Raw genomic sequence first — 10,852 nt, forward strand, 5'->3', positions numbered from 1 at the left:
GGACGGCTGCTGAGGACCCGAGCTGCACGCTCGACGCGGTAGGCACCCGCTCCGGGGTCGCCCACCGCCGCAGTCGTCGGCCCTACCCCTGCAGCACCACCGCCGACCCCTGCCCTCCACCGCCGCACAACGCCGCCGCGCCCACGGCGTCGCCGCCCAGCGCCACGAGCCGCCGCGCCAGGTGCCCGACGATCCGCGCGCCGGACGCCCCGATCGGGTGCCCGAGCGCGATGGCGCCGCCGTTGGCGTCGACGATCGCAGGGTCGACGCCCAGCAGGTCCGTCGACGCGAGGGCCACCGCGGCGAAGGCCTCGTTGATCTCGATCGCGGACAGCTCGTCGACCGCGAGCCCGGCGCGCCCGCACGCGGCGAGGATCGCGTTCGCGGGCTGCGCGTGCAGCGAGACGTCGGGCCCGGCGACGAGCGCGTGCCCGAGGAGGCGTGCGCCGGTCAGCCCGCGCCGCGCGGTCTCCTCGTCGCTCACGAGGACGAGGGCAGCGGCGCCGTCGGAGATCTGCGACGCGTTCCCCGCCGTGATGGTGCCGTCCTCGCGGAAGGCAGGGCGGAGCCGCGCGAGGACCTCGACCGTGGTGTCGGCGCGCACGCCGTCGTCCGCGTCGACGAGCCGGCCGCCGCGCCCCGGCGTCTGGAAGGGCGCGATCTCTCCGCGCAGGAAGTCGGCGGCCGCGGCGGCCCGCGCGTGCGACGACGCCGCGAACGCGTCCTGCGCCTCCCGGCTGATCGCGAGCCCCTCGCCGTGCCGCTCGGTGCTGAGCCCCATCGAGTCCCGCTCGAACGCGTCGCGCAGCCCGTCGTGCGCGAGCGTGTCCACGAGGGTCACGTCGCCGAACCTCTGGCCCGCGCGCGACCCGACCCACGCGTGCGGCGCGAGGCTCATCGACTCCTGCCCCACGGCCACGACGACCTGCGCCTCGCCCGCGGCGATCAGCCGGTGCGCCTGCACCACGGCCTCCATGCCCGACAGGCACACCGCGTTGAGCGTCATCGCGGGCACCGAGAAGGGCACGCCCGCACCGACGGCGGCCTGCCGCGCGGGGTTCTGCCCGGCCCCGCCCTGGAGCACCTGGCCGGCGAGGACGAGCTCGACGTCGTCGGGCGTGATGCCGGCGTCCGCGAGCGCCGCGCCCAGCGCGTGGGCCCCGAGGACGGCGGCAGGCACGGTCGCGAAGGCGCCGTTGAAACGCACGAACGGGGTGCGCGCGTACCCCACGACGACGGTCATGACTCCTCCTGGTGTCCGGTACGGGACTGCGGGGGAACGGGCACCCCGGCAGGGGCGCCCGGTTCTTCCAGCCCGACGTCGTAGCTCGCCTCGGTCGCGGACCGCACCTCGTCGAGGGTCACGCCGGGCGCGACGGCGCGCAGCACGAGACGCCGCCGCGGGTAGCCGGGACCAGCGTGACCTCGGGTCCCCGCTGGTGCTGGCGCGACGCCGGGCAGGACGTCGAACACCGCGCGGTCCGTGATGATCCGGTCCACCACGCCCTCTCCCGTGAGCGGCAGCGCGCACTCGTGCCGGAGCTTGGGCGACCCGTCGCGCGCCACGTGGTCCATGAGCACGACGATCCGGGGCGTGCCTGCGACGAGGTCCATGGCACCGCCCATGCCCTTGACGAGCCTGCCGGGCACGGTCCAGTTCGCCAGGTCCCCGGTCTCGGAGACCTCCAGGGCCCCGAGGATGGCGATGTCGACGTGACCGCCGCGGATCATGGCGAACGACGTCGCGGAGTCGAAGTAGCTCGCGCCCGGCAGGGCAGTGACGGTCTGCTTGCCCGCGTTGACGAGGTCGGCGTCCTCGTCACCCTCGACCGGGAACGGCCCGATGCCCAGCATCCCGTTCTCGCTCTGCAGCGTGATCGACACGCCGCGGGGCAGGTGGTTCGCGACGAGCGTGGGGATGCCGATCCCGAGGTTCACGTAGTCGCCGTCGTGCAGCTCGGCCGCGGCGATCGCGGCCATCTCGTCCCGGTCCCAGGGCATGTCAGGCGTCCTTTCCTGCGGGGGTCGGCGCGCCCACCCCGACCGCGCGCGGCCGCACCGTGCGCTGCTCGATGTCCTTGACCCGTGGCCGCGCGGGCACGAGCCGGTCGACGAAGATCCCGGGAGTGACGACGACGTCGGGGTCGAGGGGGTCGTCCTGGAGGATCTCGGCCTCGACCACCGTGACGCGCCCGGCGGTCGCGACGAGCGGGTTGAAGTTGCGCGCCGTGAACCGGTAGGTGAGGTTGCCGTAGGGGTCGGCGCGGTGCGCGTGCACCAGGGCGAGGTCCGCGACGATGCCGCGTTCGAGGACGTAGCGGCGCCCGTCGAACTCCTCGACGGGCTTGCCCTCGGCGACCGGCGTCCCGACGCCCGTGGCGGTGTAGAACGCGGGGATGCCGGCACCGCCTGCGCGCAGCCGCTCGGCGAGCGTGCCCTGCGGCACGAACTCGACCTCGAGGTCGCCGTCGAGGTACCGCTGCGCGAACAGCTTGTTCTCGCCCACGTAGGACGACAGGACCTTGTCGACCTGGTCGCTCTCGAGCAGCAGCCCGAGCCCCTTGCCGTCGACGCCCATGTTGTTGGACACCACGGTGAGCCCGCGCACGCCCGAGTCGCGCACGGCCTCGATGAGGTCGGCCGGGATGCCGCACAGGCCGAACCCGCCGACCGCGATCGTCATGCCGTCGCGCAGCAGGCCGTCGAGGGCGGTGGCCGCGTCGGGGTGGTGCCTGACACCGGGCGCGCGCGGGGTCGTCCCGGGGGCCGGGGCGCGGTCGCTCGCCGGCCGGGTTCCGTCGGTCGTCATGTCGGTCTGCTTCCTGTGCGGAGGGCTTCGGGGGCGGTGCGGTCGGCTGCTGCGTCGGCCACGGTGGCCGCGGTGGCCGCGGCGGTGGCGCCGTCGGCGGCGCCTGCCGCCCGTGCCCGTCGCAGCACGGCCTCGGCGTGCCGCAGCGAAGGGCCGTCGATCATCACGCCGTCGTGCACGAACACGCCGTCGTGTCCGGTGGCCGCGGCGAGCAGCGAACGGGCGGCCGCGACGGCACCCGGCGGTGGCGCGTACGCGGCCCGGACGACGGGGACGTGCGAGGGGTGGATGCACGCGGTCGCGGCGAAGCCGACGGCCGCGGCGTCGAGCGCCTCGTCGCGCAGGCCGTCGAGGTCCTCGATCGCGAGGTGCACCGCGTCGATCGCGGCGACGCCCGCGGCCCCCGCAGAGAGCAGCACCGCGGAGCGGGCGGCGCGGGCGACGTCCCGGTAGGTCCCGTCGGGGAACCGGCTCGACGTCCCGCCGAGCGACGCGACCAAGTCGTCGGCACCCCACATGAGGGCGACGACGCCGGGCCGACGGGCGAGCTCGGGGGCGGCCAGCACGCCCGCGGCCGTCTCGCACAGCGCGACGACGCGCAGCCCGCCGAGGTCGAGCGGCAGCCGCTCGTCGGCCTTGGGGACCATGACGGTCCGGTAGGGGGTGCGGGCCAGCGCGGCCAGGTCGGCCACGTGGTCCGGGGTCCCGACCGCGTTGACCCGCACGATGGTCCGCGCCGGGTCGAGGGGTTCGGCGAGGAGCGCGTCGCGCGCCGCGGCCTTGCGGTCCGGCGCGACGGCGTCCTCGAGGTCGAGGATCACGGCGTCGGCACGGTCCGCGGCCTTGCGGTAGCGGTCGGGGCGGTCTGCGGGGCAGAAGAGGAGCGCGGGCCCCAGGTCGAAGGTCGTCACGGTGCGCCGCCCTCCTGCCCGACGGCGTCGCGCACCACCGTGTCCGGATCCCCTTGTGCGGTGGTCGCGGCCCGGGCCGCCTCGTGCGCCGCGCGGGTCCACACGAGCGTCGACCGCACGGCCCGCGCGACGAGCACGCCGTCCTGGTTGTGCCCGCGGTGCTCGAACGTCACGACGCCCTGACCGGGCCGCGAGGCCGAGGGCCGCTTCTCCACCACGACGGTCGAGGAGTACAGGGTGTCGCCGTGGAACACCGGGTGCGGGAACGCGACCTCGGCGAACCCGAGGTTGGCGACGATCGTGCCCTGCGTGAGCTGCGCGACCGACGCCCCGACGAGCGTCGAGAGCGTGAGCATCGAGTTCACGAGCCGCTGCCCGAAGGGCTGGTCGGCGGCCCACGCCGCGTCGAGGTGGAGCGACTGCGTGTTCATGGTCAGCGTCGTGAACAGCACGTTGTCGGCCTCGGTCAGCGTGCGGCCCGGGCTGTGGACGTAGCGGACCTCGGTCTCGAGCTCGTCGTAGTAGAGCCCGCGCTGCGCGATCTCCCGCATCCTGCGTTCCTTCCTGCTGGTAATCGTCGTCGGGCGTCCGGTCGAGAACGGGGTTGCGGTCGTTCTGGCCGGCATATCGACCTCGACCTCGTTCTCGACCGCGGGGAACCTCGTTCTCGACCTCCGGCCTAGGCCGTGAGGCCCAGCCCGCGCGCGATGATCATGAGCTGCACCTCGGACGTCCCCTCCCCGATCTCGAGCACCTTGGAGTCCCGGTAGTGGCGGGCCACGGGGTTCTCGTTGAGGAACCCGTAGCCGCCGAAGATCTGCGACGCGTCGCGCGCGTTGGCCATGGCCGCCTCGCTGCCCACGAGCTTCGCGATCGAGGCCTCGACCTTGAACGGGACGTCGTTCGCGAGCTTCGACGCCGCGTCGTAGTAGCAGAGCCGTGCCTGGTGGACGCGGGCCGCCATGCGCGAGAGCGTGAACGCGATGTGCTGGTTCGAGCCGATGTCGCGACCGAAGACGTTGCGGGTCCGCGCGTACCGCAGCGCCTCCTCCAAGCACCCTTGGGCGGCGCCCGTGGCGAGCGCCGCGAACGCGATGCGCCCCTCGTCGAGGGCGTGCAGGAAGTTCGCGTACCCGCGGCCCTGCTCGCCCAGGAGGTTCGCCGTGGGGACCCGGACGTCCTCGAACGTCAGGGGATGCGTGTCGGACGTGTGCCACCCGACCTTGTCGTAGGCCGGCCCGACCGTGACCCCCTTCGTCCCCGAGGGCACGAGGATGCTCGACAGCTCCTTCTTCACGGTCCCGTCGGCCCGGGGCTCCTCGCCCGTGACCGCGGTGACCGTGACGACGCTCGTGATGGGCGTCCCGGAGTTGGTGATGAACTGCTTGCTGCCGTCGATGACCCACACCCCGCCGCCGCCGTCCGGGCCGGGCTCGTGCCGCGCCGTCGTGCGCGTGGCGCCCGCGTCGGAACCCGCCTCGGCCTCGGTCAGCCCGAACGCCGCCAGGGCCCGCCCCGTGACGAGGTCCGGCAGCCACCGCTCGCGCTGCTCCGCGGTCCCGTGCCGCACGATCGGCATGATCCCGAGCCCCACACCGGCCTCCAGGGTCACCGCGATGCTCTGGTCGACGCGCGCGAGCGCCTCGACCGCGAGGCACAGCGACAGGTAGTCCTTGCCCTGGCCGCCGTGCTCGACGGGGAACGGCAGACCGAAGAGCCCCAGGTCGCCCATCTCGCGGATGATGTCGAGCGGCAGGCGGCGCTCGGTGTCGTACGTGTACGCGGCGGGCGCGACGACGGTGTCCGCGAACTCTCGTACGGTGTCGCTGAGCTTGCGCTGCTCGTCGGTGAGCTCGGTGTTCATGGCGCTCCTGGGGTGTGGGAGGGGACGGGGACGGCCGGGATGTCGGCCTGGGGGTGCTGCAGGATCTCGCGCTCGTCCGCCGGGGCGGGAGCGGCGTCGTCGGGCGATGGTTCGACGCGGGCGACCACCTCGTCGCGCCGCACCAGGTCGCCCGGGCGGGCCGTGAGCCGCACAACGCCCGCGTGCGGCGCCGTGAGCGGGTGCTCCATCTTCATGGCCTCGACCACGACGAGGACCGCGCCCGCGGCGACGGTCTCGCCGTCGGTGACGGCGACCGCGACGACCGTGCCGGGCATGCCCGCGCGGACGTCGGGGCTGGTCAGGCCGTCGGTGCGCTCGGAGCCGTCGCGGCGGGCGGCCGCGCGCCGCGCGAGGCGCTCGGCGCGCGTCGGGACGGCGACCTGTACGACCCGGCCGTCGCGAGCGAGCCAGACGCTCCCGTCGGCGCCGGTCGCGAGGTGCACGGTCTCTCCCACGCCGTCCACGACCAGCCGCCACGCGTGCCCCCCGACCGGCGTCAGCGAGGCACGCCGGGACTCGCCGTCGTCCACGTGCACGACGGCGTCGCTCACGTCTCCGGTCACGGTCACCTCGTGCGGCTCGTCGGCCGGGGCGAGCAGCACGACCCGGCGCGAGCGGGGCGCGGCGTTGAGCCGCCAGCCGTCGCCCGCGCCCCACGGTCCGGTCGCGTGCGGCGCGGCGCCGTGAGCGTCCGACCCCGCGAGCGAGCACAGCGCGACCGCCACGAGGTCGTCCTCGGTCGCGGTCCCGGGGGGCACTCCCCCGGTCGCCACGAACCGCTCGATCAACCCCGTGTCGAGGTCCCCGGACCGGACGTCCGGGGCCGCGAGCAGGGCTCGCAGGAAGCCGATGTTGGTGTCGACGCCCAGGACCAGCGTCTCCGCGAGCAGGCGGTCGAGCCGGTCGAGCGCCTGGGCCCGGTCGGCGCCGTGCGCGACGGCCTTCGCGAGCAGCGGGTCGTACTCTCCCCCGACGCGCAGGCCCTCGGTGAGGCCGCTGTCGAGACGCCACCCCTCGCCGTCGGGCTCGACGAGCGCGAGGACGTCGCCCGTCGCGGGCAGGAACCCGCGCGCCGGCGACTCGGCGTAGAGGCGGGCCTCGATCGCGTGGCCCCGCAGCACGACGTCCTCCTGCGCGAAGCCCAGCGGCTCGCCCGCCGCGACGCGGAGCTGGGCCTCGACCAGGTCCAGGCCCGTGACCATCTCCGTCACGGGGTGCTCGACCTGCAGGCGCGTGTTCATCTCGATGAAGAAGAACGTCGCCGGGTCGTCCGCGGGCACGAGGAACTCGACCGTCCCGGCCCCCTCGTAGTCGACGCCGCGCGCGACCTCGCACGCGGCCTCCCCGATGCGGGCGCGGGTCGCGGCGTCCAGCAACGGCGACGGCGCCTCCTCGACGACCTTCTGGTGACGGCGCTGGAGCGAGCACTCGCGCTCCCCCAGGTGCACGACGGCGCCGTACGAGTCCGCGAGGACCTGTACCTCGATGTGGCGCGGCCGGGCGACGAGGCGCTCGACGAGCAGCGTGCCGTCGCCGAACGACCGGGTCGCGACGCGGCGGGCGCTCGCGAGGGCGGCCGGCAGGTCGTCGGCCGAGGTCACGACCTGCATGCCCTTGCCGCCGCCGCCCGCCGAGGGCTTGACGAGCAGCGGGAAGCCGACGGCGCGCGCGGCCCGGGCGAGGGCCTCGTCGTCGAGCGCCCGGCCGGACACGGGGTCGCGCCCCGTGCTGCCCGGCACGACCGGGACGCCCCGCGCCGCGACGATCTCCTTGGCGGTGATCTTGTCGGCCATGGCCTCGAGCGCCGCGACGCCCGGCCCGACGAACACGATGCCCGCGTCCGCGCAGGCCCGCGCGAGCTCGGGGTTCTCGGACAGGAAGCCGTAGCCGGGGTGGATCGCGTCGGCGCCCGTCGCGCGGGCCGCGTCGATGATCGCGGGCACGCTCAGGTACGACGCGGTCGCGGCGGCCGGGCCGATGCGTACCGCGACGTCGGCGAGGGACACGTGGCGCGCGCCGACGTCGGCGTCGCTGTGGACCGCGACCGAGCGGATGCCGAGGCGGCGCAGCGTGGCGATGATGCGGCACGCGATCTCGCCACGGTTGGCGACGAGCACCGTACCGAAGGGACGCGTGCTCGTGCTGTCAGAACCAGCGTGACCTGGGGTGCTCGCTGGTTCTGACAACCCGGGGACGCCGGGCGGGGCGGGGGTGCGCAGCGGGAGCACGGCCCTCACATCCTGAAGAGCCCGAAGCGCGGGCCCTCGGTCGGGGCCAACGGCGTGCGGGCGCACACGTCGAGCGCGAGTCCCAGCACGCGGCGCGTGTCGGCCGGGTCGATGACGCCGTCGTCCCAGAGCCGGGCCGTGGCGTAGTACGGGTCGCCCTGCTCCTCGTAGCGTGAGCGGATGTCCTCGCGGAAGGCGGCCTCCTCGTCGGGCGCCCACTGCTCGCCGCGCGCCGCGAGCTGGTCGGCCTTGACCGTCGCGAGCACCGACGCGGCCTGCGGGCCGCCCATGACCGAGATCCGGCTCGCGGGCCACGACCACAGGAAGCGCGGCGAGTACGCGCGCCCGCACATCGAGTAGTTGCCCGCCCCGAACGACCCGCCGACCACGACCGTCAGCTTGGGCACGCGCGTCGTCGCGACCGCCGTGACCATCTTGGCGCCGTCCTTGGCGATGCCGCCGGCCTCGGCGTCGGTGCCGACCATGAACCCCGAGATGTTCTGCAGGAACACGAGCGGGATGCCGCGCTGGTCGCACAGCTCGACGAAGTGCGCCCCCTTGAGCGCCGACGGGCTGAACAGGACCCCGTTGTTCGCCACGATCCCCACGGGGTGCCCGTGCAGGTGCGCGAACCCCGTGACCAGGGTGTCGCCGTACTCGCGCTTGAACTCGTGGAACACGCTGCCGTCGACCAGCCGCGCGACGATCTCGCGCGCGTCGTAGGGCGCCTGGACGTCGACCGGCACCGCGCCGTACAGGCTCTCGCCCGGTCCGCCGGGCTCGTCCTTCCCGACGACGGGCGGGGCGCTCGGTTCCACGGCCCATGCAGGCGCCGGGTCCGGCGGGAGCGTCGAGACGATGCGGCGCACGATCGCGAGCGCGTGCTCGTCGTCCTCCGCCAGGTGGTCCGTGACGCCCGAGCGGCGCGCGTGCAGGTCGCCGCCGCCCAGCTCCTCGGCCGTGACGACCTCGCCGATCGCGGCCTTCACGAGCGGCGGGCCACCCAGGAAGATCGTGCCCTGGTTCCGCACGATCACGGTCTCGTCGCTCATCGCGGGCACGTACGCACCACCCGCGGTGCAGGAGCCCAGGACCGCCGCGATCTGCGGGACGCCCGCGGCCGAGAGCCGGGCCTGGTGGTAGAAGATCCGGCCGAAGTGGTCCCGGTCGGGGAACACCTCGGCCTGGAGCGGCAGGAACGCGCCGCCCGAGTCGACCAGGTAGATGCACGGCAGCCGGTTCTCGAGCGCGATCTCCTGGGCCCGCAGGTGCTTCTTGACCGTGAGCGGGTGGTACGTGCCGCCCTTGACGGTCGCGTCGTTGCACACGACCAGGACCCGGCGGCCCTCCACGATCCCGATCCCCGCGACCACACCCGCACCGGGCCACTCCCCGCCCAGCATCCCCTCGGCCGCGAGCGGCGCGATCTCCAGGAACGGGCTGCCCTCGTCGAGCAGGTGCTCGACGCGCTCGCGCGGCAGCAGCTTGCCGCGCGCGACGTGCCGGGCGCGGGACGGCTCGGGACCGCCGAGCGCGGCACGGGCCGTGCGCTCGCGCAGCCCGGCGACGAGCGAGCGCTGCGCCGCACCGTTGGCGCGGGCGCCTGCCGAGGACGGGTCGAGCGTCGTCCCCAGGACGTCGCCGACGCCCGGCGGACGCGTGGTCGGCAGGGTCGCGGTCACGAGGCCGCCCCCGTCCGGGACGCGCCCTGGTCACCGGGGTCGCCGGGGCCGCCCGGGTCACCCGGGTCACCCGCGAGGGGCAGCGCGAGCGCCGGGTCGGCGAGCAGCGCCCCGAGCTCGGCAAGGAACCGGGCGCCCTGCTCGCCGTCGACCACGCGGTGGTCGAACGACAGGCTCAGCGTCAGGACGTCACGCAGCGCGACCTGTCCCTCGTGCTCCCAGGGACGCTTGCGCACGGCCCCGACGCCCAGGATCGCGGCCTCGCCCGGCACCAGGATCGGCGTCCCGGCGTCGACGCCGAACACCCCGACGTTGGTGATCGTGACGGTCCCGCCGGTGAGCCGCTCGGGCGCGGTACGACCGCTGCGGGCCGTCACGGTGAGGTCCGTGAGCGCCTGCGCCAGACCCGTGAGCCCGAGCGTGTGCGCGTCGGGCACGTGCGGCACGACGAGCCCGCGCTCGGTCGCGACCGCTATCCCCAGGTGGACGCGCGGGCTGTGGACGATCTCCGCGCTCCCGTCCGGCAGGTCCTCCCAGCGGCTGTTGAGCGAGGGGTGCCGTGGCAGGACGACGCACAGCGCCCGCGCGACGAGCGCCAGGACCGTGACCTTGGTCCCCCGGGCGAGCGGGTGGGTCCGGAGGCGGTCGAGAAGGTCGGTCGAGCGCGTGACGTCGAGCGTGAGGAACACGGTCGCGTGGGGTGCGGTGAACGCGCTCGCGACCATCGCGGCGGCGGTGTGCTTGCGCACGCCGCGCACGGGCGTGCGGGTCTCACCGCTGCTCACCCTGCCCGACGACGCCGCTCCCCTCCCACGGTCGGCCTCGGCCGGTGCGGTGGGAGCCTCCGGCAGCGGGAACCCTCCGGCGCGCCGGGAGGCCGCGCGGGCCAGTCCGGACTGACCGAGGATGTCGCGCAGCGAGGTCGGCGCGTTGCGCCCCGTCGTGCGGGGAGCGGGCTCGTCGGCGTCGGCCGCGTCTTCGTCGTCCCAGTCGTCGGCCAGGTTCGCGGTGCCGAAGCCCCGGGACGCCGGTCCCCTCGACGCGTCGCTGGGAAGGCCATGGACGCCGTTGCGCTCCCGACCCGTGCCCGCGCGTCGACCGGGCGCCGCGTCCTGGGCCGCGCCGGTCACCGTCCCCTCCCGGGACCCGGCCTGTGCACAGCTCACCGCCGCGAGGACGTCCTCGCGGGTCACGAGCCCGCGAGCGCCGGTCCCGACGATCCGTTCGAGGTGGACCCCGAGCTGCTTGGCCAGCCGGCGCACGGGCGGGGTCGAGCGGGGTCGCTCGGTCGGGGCCGCGTGGGTGGTCCCGTCCGTCGAGATGCGGCCATCTGGGGT

The 10,852-nt window shown here is 75.1% G+C and carries 9 protein-coding genes; all 9 read right to left on the reverse strand.

Annotated features, from left to right (window positions below; genetic code table 11):
* Positions 1-82: 82 nt before the first annotated feature.
* Positions 83-1,243: an acetyl-CoA C-acyltransferase gene (locus tag H9652_RS19110; RefSeq protein WP_191798361.1), complete on the reverse strand. Its 1,161-nt coding sequence runs from the start codon at positions 1,241-1,243 to the stop codon at positions 83-85.
* Positions 1,240-2,001 carry a 3-oxoacid CoA-transferase subunit B gene (locus H9652_RS19115; RefSeq protein WP_191798363.1) on the reverse strand — a complete coding sequence of 254 codons (762 nt, stop codon included), beginning with the start codon at positions 1,999-2,001 and terminating at the stop codon, positions 1,240-1,242. Before H9652_RS19115 ends, H9652_RS19110 begins: the two co-directional genes overlap by 4 nt.
* 1 nt (position 2,002) lies before the next feature.
* Positions 2,003-2,809, reverse strand: coding sequence for a CoA transferase subunit A (locus H9652_RS19120; RefSeq protein WP_191798365.1), 807 nt, complete (start codon positions 2,807-2,809; stop codon positions 2,003-2,005).
* The gene (locus tag H9652_RS19125; RefSeq protein WP_191798367.1) at positions 2,806-3,720 is read right to left on the reverse strand and encodes an HpcH/HpaI aldolase/citrate lyase family protein; all 915 of its coding nucleotides are present in this window, start codon (positions 3,718-3,720) and stop codon (positions 2,806-2,808) included. The genes H9652_RS19120 and H9652_RS19125 overlap by 4 nt, the downstream gene beginning before the upstream one ends.
* Positions 3,717-4,271 carry a MaoC family dehydratase gene (locus H9652_RS19130; protein WP_191798369.1) on the reverse strand — a complete coding sequence of 185 codons (555 nt, stop codon included), beginning with the start codon at positions 4,269-4,271 and terminating at the stop codon, positions 3,717-3,719. Before H9652_RS19130 ends, H9652_RS19125 begins: the two co-directional genes overlap by 4 nt.
* A 128-nt stretch (positions 4,272-4,399) precedes the next feature.
* Positions 4,400-5,584: an acyl-CoA dehydrogenase family protein gene (locus tag H9652_RS19135; RefSeq protein ID WP_191798371.1), complete on the reverse strand. Its 1,185-nt coding sequence runs from the start codon at positions 5,582-5,584 to the stop codon at positions 4,400-4,402.
* Complete coding sequence (locus tag H9652_RS19140) at positions 5,581-7,722, reverse strand: ATP-binding protein (RefSeq protein WP_318244280.1); 2,142 nt, start codon at positions 7,720-7,722, stop codon at positions 5,581-5,583. Before H9652_RS19140 ends, H9652_RS19135 begins: the two co-directional genes overlap by 4 nt.
* Before the next feature lie 116 nt (positions 7,723-7,838).
* Complete coding sequence (locus tag H9652_RS19145; RefSeq protein ID WP_191798375.1) at positions 7,839-9,467, reverse strand: carboxyl transferase domain-containing protein; 1,629 nt, start codon at positions 9,465-9,467, stop codon at positions 7,839-7,841.
* Positions 9,468-9,511: 44 nt separating this feature from the next.
* Positions 9,512-10,852: 2-oxo acid dehydrogenase subunit E2 (locus tag H9652_RS19150; protein WP_225228497.1), on the reverse strand; the 1,341-nt coding region annotated here is incomplete at its 5' end.

The sequence above is a fragment of the Oerskovia rustica genome, assembly GCF_014836555.1.
GTDB classification, from domain to species: Bacteria; Actinomycetota; Actinomycetes; order Actinomycetales; family Cellulomonadaceae; genus Oerskovia; species Oerskovia rustica.

Excerpts from the sequence above, each read along its gene's own strand:
- H9652_RS19110 (WP_191798361.1), bottom strand. The coding sequence starts at position 1,243 with ATGACCGTCGTCGTGGGGTACGCGCGCACCCCGTTCGTGCGTTTCAAC.
- H9652_RS19115 (WP_191798363.1), bottom strand. The coding sequence starts at position 2,001 with ATGCCCTGGGACCGGGACGAGATGGCCGCGATCGCCGCGGCCGAGCTG.
- H9652_RS19120 (WP_191798365.1), bottom strand. The coding sequence starts at position 2,809 with ATGACGACCGACGGAACCCGGCCGGCGAGCGACCGCGCCCCGGCCCCC.
- H9652_RS19130 (WP_191798369.1), bottom strand. The coding sequence starts at position 4,271 with ATGCGGGAGATCGCGCAGCGCGGGCTCTACTACGACGAGCTCGAGACC.
- H9652_RS19135 (WP_191798371.1), bottom strand. The coding sequence starts at position 5,584 with ATGAACACCGAGCTCACCGACGAGCAGCGCAAGCTCAGCGACACCGTA.